The organism is Microbacterium sp. GW823-FHT02G05, from assembly GCF_058797175.1.
The window spans coordinates 1452487-1470515 of record NZ_JBXAJK010000001.1; the positions used below are offsets into that span (position 1 = coordinate 1452487).

The 18029-nt window shown below is 66.1% G+C and carries 14 protein-coding genes; 8 read left to right on the forward strand and 6 right to left on the reverse strand.

What is annotated here, in order from left to right:
* Positions 1 to 6 precede the first annotated feature (6 nt).
* From AC1REM_RS06940 to iolD, 3 genes are all read left to right on the forward strand, one after another.
* Positions 7 to 1527 (forward strand): CoA-acylating methylmalonate-semialdehyde dehydrogenase, encoded by a 1521-nt coding sequence (locus AC1REM_RS06940; RefSeq protein WP_492513965.1) that lies wholly within the window; start codon positions 7 to 9, stop codon positions 1525 to 1527.
* A gap of 65 nt (positions 1528 to 1592) precedes the next feature.
* Positions 1593 to 2519 carry a 5-deoxy-glucuronate isomerase gene (iolB, locus tag AC1REM_RS06945; protein ID WP_492513966.1) on the forward strand — a complete coding sequence of 309 codons (927 nt, stop codon included), beginning with the start codon at positions 1593 to 1595 and terminating at the stop codon, positions 2517 to 2519.
* A complete protein-coding gene (gene iolD, locus AC1REM_RS06950; RefSeq protein WP_492513967.1) occupies positions 2516 to 4459 on the forward strand; it encodes a 3D-(3,5/4)-trihydroxycyclohexane-1,2-dione acylhydrolase (decyclizing) in 1944 nt (647 codons plus the stop codon). Before iolB ends, iolD begins: the two co-directional genes overlap by 4 nt.
* Positions 4460 to 4526: 67 nt before the next feature.
* On the opposite strand, the gene AC1REM_RS06955 is transcribed toward iolD, so the two are convergent.
* Both AC1REM_RS06955 and AC1REM_RS06960 read right to left on the reverse strand, forming a co-directional pair.
* A complete protein-coding gene (locus tag AC1REM_RS06955; RefSeq protein ID WP_492513968.1) occupies positions 4527 to 5639 on the reverse strand; it encodes a Gfo/Idh/MocA family protein in 1113 nt (370 codons plus the stop codon).
* 8 nt (positions 5640 to 5647) lie between these two features.
* The gene (locus AC1REM_RS06960) at positions 5648 to 6475 is read right to left on the reverse strand and encodes a ThuA domain-containing protein (protein ID WP_492513969.1); all 828 of its coding nucleotides are present in this window, start codon (positions 6473 to 6475) and stop codon (positions 5648 to 5650) included.
* Positions 6476 to 6638: 163 nt separating this feature from the next.
* Here AC1REM_RS06960 and AC1REM_RS06965 point away from each other — a divergent pair, with 163 nt between their 5' ends.
* The 4 genes from AC1REM_RS06965 to AC1REM_RS06980 are packed head-to-tail and all read left to right on the forward strand — an operon-like array spanning position 6639 to position 11048.
* A complete protein-coding gene (locus AC1REM_RS06965) occupies positions 6639 to 7913 on the forward strand; it encodes an ABC transporter substrate-binding protein (RefSeq protein WP_492513970.1) in 1275 nt (424 codons plus the stop codon).
* 8 nt (positions 7914 to 7921) lie between these two features.
* On the forward strand, positions 7922 to 8824 hold the full coding sequence (locus tag AC1REM_RS06970; RefSeq protein WP_492513971.1) for a carbohydrate ABC transporter permease: 903 nt from the start codon (positions 7922 to 7924) through the stop codon (positions 8822 to 8824).
* On the forward strand, positions 8821 to 9714 hold the full coding sequence (locus tag AC1REM_RS06975; RefSeq protein ID WP_492513972.1) for a carbohydrate ABC transporter permease: 894 nt from the start codon (positions 8821 to 8823) through the stop codon (positions 9712 to 9714). Before AC1REM_RS06970 ends, AC1REM_RS06975 begins: the two co-directional genes overlap by 4 nt.
* A gap of 2 nt (positions 9715 to 9716) precedes the next feature.
* Positions 9717 to 11048: a sulfatase family protein gene (locus tag AC1REM_RS06980; RefSeq protein ID WP_492513973.1), complete on the forward strand. Its 1332-nt coding sequence runs from the start codon at positions 9717 to 9719 to the stop codon at positions 11046 to 11048.
* Between the two features lie 54 nt (positions 11049 to 11102).
* Here AC1REM_RS06980 and AC1REM_RS06985 read toward each other — a convergent pair whose 3' ends face one another.
* From AC1REM_RS06985 to AC1REM_RS07000, 4 genes are read right to left on the reverse strand one after another with little or no spacing between them, the layout of a single operon-like run.
* Positions 11103 to 11840, reverse strand: coding sequence for an ABC transporter ATP-binding protein (locus tag AC1REM_RS06985; protein WP_492513974.1), 738 nt, complete (start codon positions 11838 to 11840; stop codon positions 11103 to 11105).
* A complete protein-coding gene (locus tag AC1REM_RS06990) occupies positions 11837 to 12793 on the reverse strand; it encodes an ABC transporter ATP-binding protein (protein ID WP_492514475.1) in 957 nt (318 codons plus the stop codon). Before AC1REM_RS06990 ends, AC1REM_RS06985 begins: the two co-directional genes overlap by 4 nt.
* 52 nt (positions 12794 to 12845) lie before the next feature.
* A complete protein-coding gene (locus AC1REM_RS06995; protein ID WP_204939234.1) occupies positions 12846 to 13823 on the reverse strand; it encodes a branched-chain amino acid ABC transporter permease in 978 nt (325 codons plus the stop codon).
* Positions 13824 to 13827: 4 nt separating this feature from the next.
* Entirely contained in the window at positions 13828 to 15129 is a 1302-nt protein-coding gene (locus AC1REM_RS07000) for a branched-chain amino acid ABC transporter permease (RefSeq protein WP_492514476.1), read from the reverse strand.
* Positions 15130 to 15458: 329 nt separating this feature from the next.
* Here AC1REM_RS07000 and AC1REM_RS07005 point away from each other — a divergent pair, with 329 nt between their 5' ends.
* Entirely contained in the window at positions 15459 to 17966 is a 2508-nt protein-coding gene (locus tag AC1REM_RS07005; RefSeq protein WP_492513975.1) for a LuxR C-terminal-related transcriptional regulator, read from the forward strand.
* Positions 17967 to 18029: the final 63 nt, after the last annotated feature.

Genomic DNA, 18029 nt, shown 5'->3' on the forward strand with positions numbered 1-18029 from the left:
TCATCCGTGAGCAGCACTGACGTCACGAACATCGGCCACTGGATCGACGGCGCTGTCCGCCCCTCCGCGAGCGGCCGTACCGCCCCCGTCTACAACCCGGCCACCGGCGCGGTCATCGCGCAGGTGGGTCTCGCCGATCAGGCGGAGATCGACGAGGCGATCCGCTCGGCGCGTGCGGGGTTCGCCGTGTGGAGCAGCTATTCGATCGCGAAGCGACAGACCGTGCTCTTCGCATTCCGCGAGCTGCTCAATGGGCGCAAGCAGGAACTCGCCGAGATCATCACCCGTGAGCACGGCAAGGTCGTCTCCGACGCGATGGGAGAGATCCTGCGCGGTCAGGAGGTCGTCGAGCTGGCGACGGGCTTCCCACACCTCATCAAGGGCGGGTTCTCCGAGAACGCCTCGACCGGCATCGATGTCTACTCGATCAAGCAGCCGCTCGGCGTCGTGGGCATCATCAGCCCGTTCAACTTCCCCGCGATGGTTCCGATGTGGTTCTTCCCGATCGCGATCGCCGCGGGCAACGCCGTCATCCTCAAGCCCTCCGAGAAGGACCCTTCGGCGGCGCTCTGGCTGGCACAGCTCTGGTCGGAGGCAGGTCTGCCCGATGGCGTCTTCACCGTGCTCCAGGGCGACAAGCTGGCCGTCGACGGCCTGATCGAGAGCCCCGACGTGCAGTCGCTGTCCTTCGTCGGGTCGACCCCGATCGCACAGTACATCTACGAGAGCGCCTCGAAGCACGGCAAGCGCGTCCAGGCGTTCGGCGGTGCGAAGAACCACATGCTGGTGCTTCCGGATGCTGACCTCGACCTCGTCGCCGACCAGGCGGTCAACGCGGGCTACGGGGCCGCCGGTGAGCGTTGCATGGCGATCTCGGTCGTGCTCGCGGTCGAGCCCGTCGCGGACGAACTGATCACGAAGATCTCCGAGCGCATCGCGAAGCTCCGTGTCGGAAACGGTGCCGGCGGCGCGGACGGCGAGCCCGACCTCGGCCCGCTGATCTCGGGCGAGCACCGCGCGAAGGTCTCGAACTACGTCGACATCGCTGACGCCGACGGCGCACGCATCGTCGTGGACGGGCGTGGATTCTCGGTGGACGGACTGGAGGAAGGGTTCTTCTTCGGCCCGACGCTGATCGACGGCATCCCGACCACCTCCCGTGCGTACCGCGAGGAGATCTTCGGCCCGGTCCTCTCGATCGTTCGCGTGCAGAGCTTCCAGGAGGGGCTCGACCTCATCAACTCGGGTGAGTTCGGCAATGGCACCGCGATCTTCACGAACGACGGCGGGGCGGCGCGCCGCTTCCAGAACGAGGTCGAGGTCGGAATGATCGGCATCAACGTGCCGATTCCCGTTCCGGTCGCATATCACTCGTTCGGCGGATGGAAGGCCTCGCTCTTCGGCGACGCGAAGGCGTACGGTGTGCACGGGTTCGACTTCTTCACCCGAGAGAAGGCGGTCACGAGCCGCTGGCTCGATCCGGCCACTCATGGCGGGATCAACCTGGGCTTCCCCCAGAACGACTGATCGTGCGGGCGCGTCGGCGAAAGCCGGCGCGCCCCTTTTGACGCACGCGTGCACAAGGACGGAGCATGGAGACGATGCACGAACGCTGGTTCCACCGACGCGGAGACCTCGCCCGAGAGGGGTGGGAGACGATCGTCGACGACGCGACCCCCGGGTGGACGCACACCGGACTCCGTGTCGCCGCGCTGGACGACGGTGATGAGCTGACGTTGGAGGCGGGTGATGTGGAACGCATCGTCGTTCCGCTTGCCGGGTCGTTCCGCGTCGAGCACAGCCTCGACGGTGCATCCACGAGCACCGAGCTCCGTGGCCGCGGCTCGGTCTTCGATGGGCCGACGGATGTGCTCTACCTGGCCTCCGGCACGGCCGCGACGATCAGCGGACGCGGGCGCGTCGCCGTCGCCGCATCGCCGACGTCGGAGCGTCGCGCCAGCCGATACATCCCTGCCAGCGGCACACCTGTCGAGCTGCGCGGTGCGGGCGCATCCAGTCGACAGGTGCACAACTTCGGCACCCCCGACGCGTTGGACGCCGCGCGCCTCATCGTGTGCGAGGTCATCACCCCCGCGGGCAACTGGTCGTCGTACCCTCCGCACAAGCACGATGAGCAGGTCGACGGCCACGAGAGTGCGCTGGAGGAGATCTACTACTTCGAAGCAGCTCCCGCGCGCGGTGCCCCCAGCGAGGCGGATGCTGCGCCCTTCGGGATGTTCAGCACGTACTCGTCGCCGGCGGGCGCGATCGACATCAACGCGATGGTCCAGTCCGGCGATGTCGCGCTCGTGCCGTTCGGCTACCACGGGCCGGCGGTCGCCGCTCCCGGATACGACCTCTACTACCTCAACGTCATGGCGGGACCCGGTGCTGAACGCGCCTGGCTCATCAGCGACGATCCCCACCACGCCTGGGTACGCCAGACCTGGGCAGCAGAAGACATCGATCCGCGTCTGCCCTACGGGGTCGGTTCGCGCGAGGAAGGCGGCGTGCAATGACGAAGACGAAGCGGATGACGGTCAGCCAGGCCCTGATCGAGTTCCTCGCCAACCAGTGGACCGTCGACGGCGACATCCGAGAGCGCACGATCCCCGGAGTGTTCGGCATCTTCGGACACGGAAACGTGGCAGGTATCGGTCAGGCGCTCAAACAGTTCAACGTCGACCAGCCCACCCTCATGCCCTACTATCAGGCCCGCAATGAGCAGGCCATGGTGCACCAGTCGGTGGGCTATGCGCGGATGCATCGGCGTCGTGCGACGTTCGCCTCGGCAGCATCCGTCGGCCCCGGCGCCACGAACATGCTTACGGGGGCTGCCCTGGCAACCACCAACCGTCTGCCTGCGCTGCTGCTGCCGAGCGACACCTTCGCAACGCGCGTGGCAGATCCTGTGCTGCAGCAGTTGGAGCAGCCGTGGGACATCGGCCTCACCGTCAACGATGCGTTCCGCCCACTGTCGAGATTCTTCGACCGGGTACAGCGCCCAGAGCAGCTGTACTCGATTGCTCTCGCGGCGATGCGCGTGCTCACCGACCCCGCCGACACCGGCGCCGTCACGATCTCACTTCCTGAAGATGTGCAGGCGGAGACGATCGATGTGCCCCTGGCGTTCCTCGCAGAGCGTGAGTGGCACATCCGGCGTCCGCGTGCTGATCGCGACGAACTGGTGCGCGCCGCTGCCGCAATTCGCCAGGCGAAGCGACCCTTCATCGTCGCTGGTGGTGGGGTGCTCTACTCCAGCGCTGAAGAACAGCTGCGCGCCTTCGTCGAAGCGACCGGAATCCCCGTCGGCACGACGCAGGCCGGTGGCGGCTCGCTCGCGTGGGATCACCCGCAGTACCTCGGTGCGGTCGGTGCGACGGGTACCGCGGCGGCGAACCGCGTCGCGGCGGAGGCCGACCTCGTGATCGGCATCGGCACCCGCTACAGCGACTTCACGACCGCCTCGCGCACGGCGTTCCAGGATCCGGGTGCGCGGTTCGTCAACCTCAACGTCGCATCTTTCGATGCTTACAAGCACGGCACCGAGCTGCCCCTCGTCGCCGATGCCCGCGAAGCGCTGATCGAGCTGCAGCGAGACCTTGCCGGTCTCGTGGTCGCGCCGGAGTACGCGCGTCGCATCGAGGCGGAGAAGAAGGCCTGGGATGACGTCGTGGACACGGTCTTCTTGCCAGCCGGCGCTGACATGCCCGCAGAGCAAGAGCTGCTGAGTCAAACTCAGATCATCGGCGCCGTGCACGCGGCAAGCTCCCCGCAGGACGTCATCGTGCAGGCCGCGGGATCGCTGCCCGGCGACCTGCACAAGCTCTGGCGCGTGCGCGATCCGCTCGGATACCACGTCGAGTACGCGTTCTCGTGCATGGGCTACGAGATCGCCGGCGGTCTGGGAGTCAAGCGCGGTGCTCTCGCAGATGGCTCTGACCGTGACGTCATCGTCATGGTGGGTGACGGCTCGTACCTGATGCTGAGCTCCGAGCTCGCGACCGCCGTCGCCGAGAACCTGAAGATCATCGTCGTGCTCGTGCAGAACCACGGCTACGCATCGATCGGGCACCTCTCTGAGACTGTGGGGTCTGAGCGTTTCGGCACGAAGTATCGCGCCTACGATGAGACCGCGCGCAACTTCGAAGTCGGCGACACTCTGCCCGTCGACCTCGCGATGAACGCGCGCAGCTACGGCATGGACGTCATCGAGATCGCGCAGGGTGCCTCCGCGCTTCGCGATCTCGAGGCGGCAATGGCCGCAGCCAAGGCATCCGATCGCTCGACCTTCATCCACATCGAGAGTGACCCGCTGCTCTACTCGCCTGATGGTGAGGGGTGGTGGGATGTGCCGATCCCTGCGGAATCGACACTCGCTTCGACGCAGCAGGCGCGCGCCGCGTACGAGAAGCAGCGCCTGCAGCAGCGTCCGCTGCTCGGACCAGAAGCGAACTGAGAACACGACGAAGAAGGCGCCTCACCCGTAAGGGAGAGGCGCCTTCTTCGTCATCAGATGCGGGGCGCTACGAGCGTGTACCCCAGTGGCCAGACGACAGGCCTGCGTCAACAGAAGACCACGCAGCGAGTCGCTCGCGCACATCCTCGCTCTTCTCTGTGCGCAGAGCCTCTTCGAACGACTCAGCGAGAAGCTCAGAGATGACCACACGCGTGCCGCGCTCGGCGCTCAGAGCGGCCGCTTCGACCATGGCGAGGCTCGGGATGTTGTCGCGGACCTCGTTCTCGGGAGTGACACCTGTGCGCACGCTCTCGACGAACGACGCCAGCGAGCCCGAGATCGACTCATAGCCTTCGCCGAGCTCGACAGGCACCTCAGCCACGACGCTGACCTCGTGGTCGCCGTCCCAGAACGCTGAGCCCTTCTCGCCGTAGACGTTCCAGGTGCCGTTCCATGAGGTCTGCAGACCCGGAGTTGCGCGGCTGCCGGCATAGACATACCGCGCCCCGCCCGTGAGCTCGAAGATCGCGCTTGCCGAGGCGAAGCCCTTGAACCAGCTCCACGACGGGTTCCACGCGCTGCAGTCGACCGACACCGGCTCAAGCCCGGTGATGTAGCGCATCTGGTCGAAGTGGTGAATCGACATGTCGACCAGCAGCGGGTGCAGCATCTCTTCGCGGAAGCCGGGCTCGTGGTCTTCGTGGAAGAAGTCCGTCGTGATGGTGCCGAGGGCACCGAGCTCGCGGACCGCACCGCGCAGGGCGCTGAGGTGGTTGTAGTAGCGGCGGGACTGGCTCACCATGAGCAGGCCGCCCGTGACATCAGCCAGCGCAACCTGCTGAATCGCTGCGGGAAGTGTCTCTGCGAGCGGCTTCTCGCACAGCACGGGAAGGCCTGCGCGTAGAGCCGTCTCGTTCACAACGCGGTGTGCGCGCGGCACGGTCACGTTGATGACTGCGGCAGCACCCGACTTCTCGACGACGCCGAGCAGATCCGTGCCGAAGATCGCATCCGCGTTCGGGTCTTCTTGCGTTGCGCGTTCGGCGAGGGCGATGTCGAGGTCGACGACGCCGACCAGGCGTGCATGCGGCGATGTCGCAAGCATCCGCACCCACGAGCGGCCCATGGGGCCCGCGCCGACGACGACGACCGGAAGGCGGTCAGCAGCGATGTTCGTCATACTCGCGCTCACTGCCCGTCTTCGTTCTCGAGAGGCGGGGCAGGCTCGCGCGTGACCGGGTGCACGGGGCCGTCTGGCGTCCACTGCCAGCCGCGGTAGAAGTCGCCGGGCCGGTACATGCGCGTTGCGACATACGACTCGCGGGGGCGATCGGGACGCGCCCAGCCGGCGGCGTTGGCGAGCACGCGCTGGACGTCGGGGTGGTGGTAGACAGGGTAGTCCTGGTCGCCCGGGCTGAAGTAGAAGACGCGCCCGAACCCACGACGGTATGTGACGCCGCTGCGGAAGACCTCGCCGCCGGCGAAGCTGCTGATGAAGACCAGCTCGTCGGGCTCGGGGATGTCGAAGTACTCGCCGTACATCTCGTCCTCGGGAATGATGATCGGATGCGGAACGCCCTCGGCGAGGGGGTGGCGGGGGCTCACGTTCCAGACCAGTTCGCGTTCGCCCTGGTTGCGCCAGCGCAGGCTGCAGGTCGTGCCCATCAGACGCTTGAAGATCTTCGAGTGGTGACCCGAGTGCAGCACGACGATGCCCATGCCCTCGTTGACGTGGCGGGCGATGCGCTCGACGACCTCGTCGCTCACCTCGGCGTGGGCTTTATGGCCCCAGTAGTAGAGAACGTCGGTGCCCGCAAGCGCCTCTTCAGTGAGTCCGTGCTCGGGATCGTCCAGGGTGGCGGTGGTCACGGTGATGTCGGCACCGAGCAGCGTGCGCAGACCGCCGGCGATCGTCTCATGCATGCCGTCGGGATAGAGCGCCCGCACGTGAGGGTTCTCTTGCTCATGGCGGTTCTCGCCCCAGACGAGGGCGCGTATCGGAGTGCTGTTGTCCATGTTCATATGTTATGTCATTTAGTATGGTTCTGCTGAGGGATGCGCGAAACTTCTGCCCGACGGAGGTCTCGAGCACTCTCTGAGCAAATGACACGTCATTTTGACAAAGCGAAAATCATCGTCTTGACTGATTGCTGTTCGCATCAATGGAGAGGTAGCGAGAATGAAGGCAACGAGGTTCGTTCCGGCTGTGGCAGCCGGCGCGATGGCAGTCGTGCTGCTGGCAGGATGCAGCGCGACACCGCAGGCAGAGGACGGCGTCGTCCACCTGACATTTCGGCAGTTCGATCCCGCCGACCAGGTCGCAGGGCTGACGGACGCAGTCGCCGCGTGGAACGCGGAGAACCCGAAGATCCAGGTCGAACTGGAGACGATCACCCCCAACAACCCGCAGCAGTTCGCACGCGAGGCGAACTCCGGCTCCGGCCCCGACATCATCCACATGGCGATGGCCGACGTCGCCTTCCTCGCCCAGCCCAAGGTGCTGCAGCCGCTCGACGACGTCATGGCGGAAGACCCGCTCGACGGCGCTGACGAGTTGCTGGCCACCGAGATGACCGTGCTCGACGGCACCACCTGGGGCGTGCCGTGGACGGCCGACACGATGGCGCTCGTCTACCGTCCCGACGTCCTCGCCGACGCCGGGATCAAGGAGGTGCCGCAGAACTGGGCGGACTTCCAGAAGGCGGCCAAGACCATCACCGAGAAGAGCGACGGCGCCGTCAACGGCTTCTGCTTCCCGGCCGGTGCGCCCGAGACGAGCGCACAGTGGTTCGCGATCAACTACTACCTGTGGAACCACGACTCCTACCTTCTGGAGCAGAAGGGCGACACATGGCAGGTCGGCGTCACGCAGGACGACCTGGTCGACACGATCGACTACTTCAACGAGTTCTTCACGAGCGGCACCACGCCCGCCTCGATGATCTCGCTCAGTGAGTACGCCGACCCGGCGATCGCGACCGGCCTCGACACGGGCAGCTGCGCCATGGCGTACATGCCGCCGGTCGCCTTCCAGTCGATCCGCGACCAGGTCGACGCGGAACTGCTCACGGCACCCATGCCCGGCGGGCTCGAGCAGGGCTCCACGCACCTCGGCGGACGCGCGCTCGGCATCAACGCGAACTCCGAGCACCCGGAAGAGGCCTGGGCCTTCATCAAGTACCTGCTGAGTGCCGAGGTCTTCGAGACGTACTCGCAGTACCCGGCGTCCGCCAAGACGCTCGGCGAACTCGAGGTCGACCCGAGTGAGAGCGGATACATCGAGCAGCTGCCCTTCGCGGTTCCCTTCTCGAAGTACAACGGTGCTCCTGTCACGACGTCGTCCCTGAAGGAGCTCATCAACCAGCAGTTCTCGGCCGTGTACTCGGGTCAGTCCGACAGCGAGACCGCCGCGAAGACCATCATCGACACCATCAACCGAGGTCTGGACAACTAATGCCTGCGATGACGAAGCGCCGGGGCGAGCGTCTGCAACCGTACCTTCTGAGTGCTCCGGCGCTCGTCATCGTCGCGCTGCTGTTCCTCTTCCCCTCCATCTACAACGTCATTCTGGCGTTCCAGAAGCTCTCGCCCTACCAGGCGCCGGGCGACGGCGAATGGGTGGGGTTCAAGAACTTCCAGAACATCCTGAGCGACCCGCAGTTCGGTGCGGCCGCCTTCAACACGATCTTCTGGCTCACTCTTCTCACGGTCATCGCGCGCCTCATCTTCGGCCTCGCGTTCGCCGTCGCGCTGCACTCACCCGTGCTGCAGCGCTGGAAGCTGCGTGGAGTCGCACGCACGATGGCTCTCATCCCGTGGATGGTGCCGCCGGTCGTCGCCATCGCGGCCTGGAAGTGGATCCTCGACGGCAACTCGGGGGTGCTCAACCAGTTCCTCATCTCGATCGGGGTGCTCGACAGCGGAGTTCCGTTCCTCGCCCAGACCGACACGGTCTGGTGGGCGATCGCCACGATCATCGTGTGGCGCGAACTGCCCTTCGCGGTCATGGTGCTCCTCGCCGGCCTCCAGGCGATCCCGCAGGAGCAGTATGAGGCCGCCGCTCTGGACGGTGCCGGCAAGTGGCAGTCGTTCCTCAGCGTCACGCTTCCGAACCTCCGCCCCGTGCTCACGGTCGTGATCCTCGTGACCGTCATCGGCACGTTCAACAACTTCGTCTACGTGTGGCTCACGACCGCCGGTGGCCCCGGAACCTTCACGTCCGTTCTCGCCACGGAGCTCTACTCGACGGCGTTCTTCGCGAACGACCTCGGCGGCGCGGCAGCGATCGGACTCATCATGACGGCGATCATGGCGGTCTTCGCCGTGCTGTACATGCGCGCCACCACGAAGAAGGAAGACTCATGACCGACACCCGCGCCATGATCGTCGCGAAGAGCCCACGCATGCGCAGGCTTCGCGGTACTGACCAGCGGCGGGCATCCGACCTGCTGTTCATCGTGCCGCTGTTCGCGATCCTGCTGATGATCGTCTTCCCGGTGCTGTGGATGCTCTACAGCTCGCTGCGGCCGGCGAAGTCGATCGCCGGAGGTCTGAGCTGGGACACCCTCTTCGCCGACCTCAGCTTCGCCTCCTACGACCGCCTCTTCCAGGCCACGGGCTTCGAGCACTACCTCGTCAACAGCATCGTGATCTCGCTCATCGGAACGGCGATCACCGTCGTGGTGTCGTCGCTCGCCGGGTTCGCGCTCTCGCGCTACGCCTTCCGCGTGAAGAAGGCGGTCATGCTGACGCTCGTGGCCACGCAGCTGCTGCCGTTCGTCGTGCTGGTCACGCCCGTCTATCTCTTCTTCGGCGAGATCGGCCTGCTCAACAACTACGTCGGGATCGTGATCGTGTACGTCGCGATGACGCTGCCGCTGGCCGTGCTGCTGATGACCGGCTTCTTCAACGCGGTCCCACGCACGCTCGATGAGGCGGCGAAGGTCGACGGGGCGTCCACGCTGACCGTGATCGCACGGATCATCGCACCGCTGACCTGGCCGGGCATCGTGACGGTCGCCGTCACGTCGTTCATCGCGATGTGGGAGGAGTTCCTCTTCGCACAGGTATTCCTGACGAGCGATTCGCTCAAGACGGTGCAGGTCGGTCTCTCTGGCCTGTTCGGCGAGTATGGCACCGACTGGGGTGTCGTGATGGCCGCGTCCGTGATCGCTGCGGTGCCGACGATCGTCCTGTTCTCGCTGCTGCAGAAGCGCCTCGTCGCCGGCGTCGCCGCAGGCGCCGTCAAGGAGTGAGCGTGTCCCGACCCAACGTCGTCATCATCTATGCGGATGACCTCGGCTGGGGTGATGTCGGATGCTTTGGCGCCGATGACATCCAGACCCCTGCCATGGATGGGCTCGCCGCATCCGGGCTTCGTCTGACGCAGTGGTATGCGAACTCGCCGGTCTGCTCCCCATCCCGGGCCTCGCTGCTCACGGGCAGGCATCCGGCCCATGCCGGAATCGAGACGATCCTCGGCGGCAGCCGGAGTACGCCGGGGCTTCCGCTCCAGGCGACGATCGCCTCGGAGCTGCGCGATCGCGGGTACCGCACGGGCATGTTCGGCAAGTGGCATCTCGGGGCGGCGTCCGAGTACAGCCCGCTCAACTACGGCTTCGACGAGTTCTTCGGCTTCCGGGCCGGCTGTGTCGACTACTACTCGCACATCTACTACTGGGGCGCGCACAATCCTGTGCACGATCTCTGGGAGGGCGATGAGGAGGCGTGGCACAACGGCGAGTACCTGACCACGGTCTTCGGCGACCGTGTCTCGGAATTCATCGAGCGGAACGCGGAGCATCCGTTCTTCTGCTTCGTGCCGTTCAATGCGCCGCACTATCCGATGCATGCTCCGCAGGCGTACCTCGATCGCTACGCGCACCTTCCCGAGGAGCGCCGCACGATGGCGGCGATGGTGTCGGCGATGGATGATGCGATCGCGCAGATCATGGCGACGCTCGACCGTCTGGGACTGCGTGAGAACACCCTCGTGCTGGTCTCGTCCGACAACGGGCCCTCGGCCGAGAGCCGAAACTGGCTCAACGGCGAGGAGGTATCGTACGCGGGCGGGTCCACGGGAGGTCGTCGCGGCAGCAAGGGCTCCCTCTTCGAGGGGGGCATCCGCGTGCCCACGATCGTGTCCTGGCCTGCCGTACTGCCGAAGGGTGAGGACTTCACCGACGTCGGGCTCATGATGGATGTGCTGCCGACGATCCTCGACGCGGTCGACGGCGAAGGGCCAGTCTCCTCACCGACCGAGAATCTCCTTGACGGACGCTCGCGCCTGGGGGAGTGGACGACGCCGACGGATGCGACACCTGAGCAGGAGCCTGTCTTCTGGGCGTACGACGGGCAGTGGGTGGCGCGTCGCGGCGACCTCAAGCTGATCGTGAACGCTCGCGAGGGGATGGGGCCGCCCGTGGTGGTCGAACGCGCGTTGTACGATCTCGGCGTCGATCCGGGAGAGACCCGCGACATCTCGGCGGAGCGTCCCGATGCGCTCGCCCGCCTCGAAGATGACCTTGCGCTGTTCCGTCTCCGTCACGCGGAGTGGGTCAGCGTGAACCCCTCCCCGCCCGGCGTGTGACGACCGCATCCCGGGGCCATGCCGATGGTGCTCGGCGGCCCCGGGACGGCGGTGTCAGGCGGCGTCGGTCCCGAGCGTCCCGAGGTAGAGCCCGATGACCTTCGGATCGTTCAGCAGCTCACGCCCCGTGCCCTCGTACGCGTCCTTGCCCTGGTCGAGCACATAGCCCCGGTCGCAGATCTGCAGGCAGCGACGCGCGTTCTGCTCGACCATGATCGTGGTCACTCCGGCCTTGTTGATGTCGGAGACGCGGATGAAGGCATCGTCTTGGCGGACCGGCGAGAGCCCCGCGGACGGCTCGTCGAGCAGCAGCACCGAGGGATCCATCATGAGGGCGCGCGACATCGCGACCATCTGACGCTCACCGCCTGAGAGTGACCCGGCGCGCTGGCCGAGTCGTTTGCCGAGCTCCGCGAAGATGCCGGTCACGAACTCCAGGCGCTCGTTGTAGATCTTCGGGTTCTGGTAGAGCCCCATCTGCAGGTTCTCTGCGATCGTGAGCGACGGGAACACATTGTTCGTCTGCGGCACGAACGCCACCCCGCGCTTGACCAGCTTGTCGGCCTTGAGCCCGACGATGCTCTCACCGTTGAGGGTGATCTCGCCGGAGCGCACCTGGAGCATCCCGAAGATCGCCTTCAGCAGAGTCGACTTGCCGGCGCCGTTGGGGCCGATGATGCCGATGAGCTCACCCTGCCGGGCGATCAGGTTGGCGCCGTTGAGAATGTTGACCCCGGGCAGATACCCGGCGTGCACGTCGGTCAGCTCGACGACGATGTTGTCCTCGGTCACGAGCGCTCCTCCTCTGCGGATGCGTCCGCACCCAGCTCTTCGGCCGCCTCGGCCTCGATCACCTCGCGAATCCGCTCCGCGGCCCCCGGCTCCACGACCGTGATGCGTCCGGTGACAGCCCCGAGGTCGACATCCTGGTGCGCGCCCAGATAGGCGTCGATCACCGCGTGGTCTTCCATGACGGTCTCCGGCGGCCCCTCGGCGACGACGCGGCCCTCCGCCATGACGACGACCCAGTCGGCGATGTGCCGCACCATGTGCATGTCGTGCTCGACGAAGAGCACGGTCATGCCGAGTTCCTTGAGATCGAGGATGTGGTCGAGGAGAGACTGTGTGAGTGCCGGGTTGACGCCGGCCATCGGCTCATCCAGCATCACCAGCGTCGGATCGCTCATGAGCGCCCGCGCCATCTCCAGGAGCTTGCGCTGCCCGCCCGAGAGTGAGGCGGCGAAGTCCTTCTCCTTCGCGTCGAGCTTGAATCGGGCGAGGAGCTCCCGCGCCTTGGTCTCGATCTCGGTGTCCTGCGCCCGCCAGATGAACGGGAACAGGCTCGACCAGAACTTCTCTCCGCGCTGGTCGCGTGCGCCGAGCTTCATGTTCTCGAGCACGGTCAGCAGCGAGAGTGACTTGGTGAGCTGGAAAGTGCGCACCTGTCCCATGCGGGCGACCTTGAACGACGGGATGCCGGCGAGGTCATTGCCGTCGAAGGACCAGGTGCCGGTGTTCGGCTTGTCGAATCCGCAGAGCAGGTTGAACAGGGTTGTCTTGCCGGCACCATTGGGGCCGATGAGCGCCGTGATCGCGCCGCGGGGAATCTCCAGGTGATCGACATCGACGGCCGTGAGACCGCCGAATCGCCGGGTCACGGCGTCGACGACGAGGATGGGGTCGACCTTCGCGACGCCGGGCGCTGCCGGTCCCTTCGCGAGGCCGGTCGTCTTCGGACGGCGGATGCTTCCGGTGGGCGTGACGCCGACGGCTGCGGGTCCCGCGTCCGGGGTCAGTTCATTTGACAAAGGTCATCTCCCTCTTGTCTCCGAGGATGCCCTGCGGGCGGAAGATCACGAGCAGCATGAGCGCGATGCCCACGAGCACGAATCGGATGGTTCCCGCCTGCGCGTCGGACATCGGCAGCAGATCCGCCTTGGCAAGATCGGGCAGCAGGTTGCCGAGGAACGCGAACACGAGCCAGAAGATGATCGCGCCGAGCGTCGGACCGAAGACGGTCGCAGCGCCGCCAAGCAGCAGGATCGTCCAGAGGAAGAACGTGAGAGACGTCGAGTAGCTGCCCGGGACGACGGCCGATGGCAGGACGAAGACGATGCCGCCGAGGGCGCCGATCACGCCGCCGATGACGAGCGCCTGCATCTTGTAGCCGAAGACGTTCTTGCCGAGCGAGCGCACGGCGTCTTCGTCTTCGCGGATGCCCTTGAGGACGCGTCCCCAGGGGCTGCGCATGAGTGCCCAGACCACCAGGATCGCGACGGCGAGGACGAGCAGGCCGAAGACGCGGTTCCACAGATCGTTCTCGTTGTAGGTCCACGGGCCGAAGCCGTAGGTTCCCGGAGGGAAGGGGTTCGCGCCGCGGAATCCCGCATGGTACCCGGCGAGGCCGTCCGCCGAGTTGGTCCACTCGTCGAACAGCTGCGTCGTGAACAGCAGGCGCACGATCTCACCCGCGGCGATCGTCGCGATCGCGAGATAGTCGGCGCGCAGGCGCAGGGTCGGGATGCCGAGCAGCAGCGCGAACAGCGCGCCGCCCGCCATGCCGATGATCATGCCGAGCCACCAGGGCAGGCCGAATGAGAGAACCGAGATCGCGTAGCCGTAGCCGCCGATGGCCATGAAGGCCGCCATGCCGAAGTTCAGCAGACCTGCGTAGCCGAAGTGCACGGCGAGACCGGTTGCTGCGAGTGCGTAGGCGATCGTGACCGGGCTGAAGAGATAGCTTGCAGTGTTTCCGAAGATGCTTCCGAAGTCCATGGCGTCAGCCCAATCTCTCGCGGCGGCCGAGCAGACCCTGCGGCCGGATCAGCAGGATGATGATCAGGGCAGCCAGGGCGCTGGCGTACTTCAGGTCGGAGGGGATCCACAGCGTCGAGACCTCGACGGCGATGCCCACGATGAGCGATCCCAGCAGCGCGCCGAACGCGGTGCCGAGGCCGCCGAGGGTGATGGCGCAGAAGATCAGTAGCAGCATCTGCATGCCCATGTCCCACTTGACGCCCGGGCGGAAGTACGCCCAGAGGATGCCGGAGATCGCGGCGAGAACACCGGCGAGAATCCAGACGATGCGGATGACGCGGTCGACATCGATTCCGGATGCGGCCGCCAGCTGCGGGTTATCGGAGATCGCGCGGGTTGCCTTTCCGATCCGCGTGCGGGTCAGGAAGTAGGCCACGGCGAGGATCACGACGAGGCTGACAGCCATGCTGATCAGGTCGATGTACGAGAGCGAGATCGGGCCGAATCTGATGGGGGTCGGGCTTGCCCCCGGCAGCTGTGCCGTGCCTCCGCCGATGACGTACTGGAAGGCATACCGCAGAGCGAGCGAGAGGCCGATGCTGACGATCATGAGCTGGACAATGCCGAGTCCGCGGCGGCGCAGCGGCCGCCAGAGTCCGGCATCCAGAGCCCAGCCGAGCAGAGCGCCGCCGATGACGGCCCCGGCGATACCGGCCCAGAGCGGCAGCTGCCAGAACGAGGTGAACACCAGGGCGACGAGACCGCCCCAGGTCACCATCTCGGCGTGCGCGAAGTTCGACAGACGCGTCGTGCCGTAGATGAGGGCTGCGCCCATGGATGCCAGCGCGAGCAGGAGGCCGAAGTTCAGACCGTTCATCAGGCGTGACAGCAGCTGATCTACGAACGATTCCGTGACCCGTTCGCCTTCGCCGAGGAAGAGGTTGATGATCTTGGTTCCGGTCAGGCCGAACTCCGCCTCGAACGAGCCGGTCGTGCCGGACACGAGCGCGACGCCGTCGGGCAGCTGTGCTGCATCCACGATGACGCCTTCGGGCAGCGTCGTCTCGTCGATCGTGAGCGTGTACTTCTCCTGTTCCGGAACGTACAGTCGCCACTTTCCTTCGGGGTCGGTCTCGGTCTCTGCATCGAAGCCGTTTCCTTCGACACTGATCGTGACGCCTTCGACTGGCTTGTCATCGAACGTGATCGTTCCGGCGAAGTAGAAGTCGGTCACTTCCTGCTCGTCGGTTGCCGCCAGGGCGGCGGCGGGCGCCTGCAGCACGATGATCGCTGTTGCGATCAGTGCGCAGATCGCCGTGAGCAACCATCTTCGGGTGTGCCCGATGGTCGTTGTCCGTTGTCTCACGCATCCTCCACATTGAGTGCGTCGTGCCGGTGCCTCGTTGCGCCAGCGGACGACGGAATGAGCGTAACCCGCAGGCCCCGCGATCACCTATCAAGTTTCCAAATCCGTGACCTTCCGTCTGCAGTGCCGGTGACCAGCGTGACCGCCGGATGTTGTCCGCTGCCACACTCTGTCGGTTCGCAGCGGGACCCCTAGGATCGGAGATGGGAGAACGCTCCCATCTCGTGGGACGGGATGGGAGAAGGGGAACGGGTGGCGGTGACGCGCCATTCAGTGGGGAGGACGCCATGACTGGCGCGTGGAAATCGGTCGAGACTCCTTTGTCGAGACCGCATCTGAACGCGTGGATGGACGCGGGGGCGTCCGCCGACGTGATCATCGTGCAGGCGCCGGGGGGCTCCGGCAAGATCGCACTCATCGAGGATTGGCTTTCGCGACGGCCTCGCGGTGAGCGATCGATCTGGATCGAGATCGATGAAGAGGCGCGCAGCGCCGAAGGGCTGAGCGCCGCGCTGCACCGTGCACTTGCTGCGGAGAATCTCGCGGACGAGGCGAGCGATGGTGCCTGGACTGTCTCGCTGCCGACCGGAGTGCAGGTTCTGCGCGTCGTCGTCCAGCATGCCCACCTGCTGTCGCTCCGTGCGGAGGAGACGCTGTCTCGCTATGCAGGAGCCTTTCCCGACGTGCAGTTCATCATCGCCACCCGGCGCCGCGGGGGTATCGACTCCACCGTGCTCGATCACACCGCCGCACGCGCGATCGTCGAGATTCCGGTCGCTGCGTTCTCGGTCACTGCGGGCGAGGTCCAAGTGCTCGCTCGCGGCCTGGATGCTGAGGTGTCGGAGGCGCAGGCGCGACGCTTGCGCGATGCGACCGACGGGCACCTGCTCACCCTTCGTGTCGTGCTCCGGGATCTCTACGGCGGGGACTCGGCACCCGGATCGAAATGGCTCGACCTGGATGCCGTCGTCGCAACAGCCGAACGACTCGTCACCGACATGGTGCTTCCTCCGCTGTCCGAGCGCGAGCTGCGTGCGGCGATGCTCTTCGCGCATGCGCCCTTCACGGACGCCGCGCTCGCGCAGCGACTCTGGAGTGAGCCCGATGCGCGGGAGATGCTTGACTCGCTCATCGTGGCGGGGGTGGGGGATGTCGACGGCGAAGGGCACTTCTCGTTTCCCGGCTTCGTGCGTCGAGCCCTACTGCGCCGCGCAGACGCGGTTCTCCCACCAGAGGCTCGGCGCTCCGCACGGGTGTGCGCTGCAGATGCACTCGCGCGACGTGACGGCCACGAGGTCGCCGCGCTGAGACTCTATGTCGAGGCCAGGGCGACAGACCGGATCACTGCGCACTTCGCCGCTCAGTTCGAGGCGCTGCTGCGGCAGTCCCACGAGGTCGAGACGATCCTGATGATGCTGTCTGAGGAGGAGATCGCCCAAGACGGGGCCATCGGGATCGCCCTCGCGATCCTGCGTGAGCCGACGGAGCCGATCCCCTCTGCCGGGACTCTGCAGCGGGTGGCTACGGGCATCGCCGAGATCCGCGGCCGCGGACCTGCCCGAAACCGGCGCGAGGAGTTCTTCCGCGGGCTGGCGATCTTCGCCGGCCTTCGCGTCGTCCGTCGGCTCGACGAGGCGAACGAGGTGGGGGAGCACATCCTGCGTCTCTCGAGGACGATCGAGTGCGCAGCCAGAACGGAGACGGCGGAGGGGGTCAATCTCGGAGTCTTCCAGGTGGCCCAGTCGCGCATGCTCACTGGAGACTTCGAACAGGGGCTGCAGATACTCGATCTTCTGGAGGCAGATCCGCGTCGAGGCGAGCGGCGCCGGGGGCTGCGCGCCTTCGCCTATGCGGTTCGCGGCGAGAGCGAACGCGCCGCGAGCATTCTCGAGCAGACGAACGGATTCGATCGGGATCATCCCGTTCCGCCGCACCTGCCCTACGTGCTCGCCCAGGCGATCGTTCGCATCGAGCAGGGACATCCGCGCGACGCGCTCGGACTCCTGCGGGAGATCGAGACGCAGCTCTGGATCAACGAGCACTGGGCGTTCGCGCTGAGCACGCTTGCGCTCGCGCATCTTGCCGTCCAACCCCAGATCGGGTTGGACGACATCGAGCGGCTGCATATGCAGAATCACGGACGGCCGGCCAGTTCTGCGGCGATGTCCATGCTCGATGCCGCACGGGCCGATCTCGCGATCGCGTCGGGAGAGTACGCGCGTGCACGTGCCATCCTCGACGGCGACACGGGCTCCTCGACTCCGTTGCAGTTGGTGCGCGCACGCCTTGCGCTGCTCTCCGGCGGAGAAGATGCCCGTCAGAGTCTTCGTGATGTGCTTGCGGGTCCTCCGCTCTGGCCGCGCGCACGGGCGAACGCCCTTGTGCTCCTGGCCGTGCACGAGCATCGATTCGGCGCACCCGAGGCGGCCCAGCTGTCGCTGCGGCGCGCACACGCACTGGCAATGACGACCGGTATGCGCTCGCCATTCATGATGATTCCGGGGCCGGATCTCCACGCGATCGCGGAGTCGGTCGACATCGCCCTTCCTGACGCGACTCCCGATCCTTTCGGTGCGGTGCTCCTCCGCATCGACCTGACGGCTCGGGAGAGGATCGTGCTGCATGAGCTCGCGACGAGGGACCCGCTGGCGGTCATCGCGGCGCGGCAGCATCTCTCGATCAACACCATCAAGTCGCAGGCCGCGAGCGTCTACCGGAAGTTTCAGGTCGGGTCACGACATGAGGTCGTGTCGGCGGCACGACGGCAGGGGTATCTGCGCGAGGAGATGCTCTGAGGCAGAGCTCACCTCCTGCTGGCTGTCCCAGCGGGTGAGTCCACGGGTGAAATCGGGGATGAA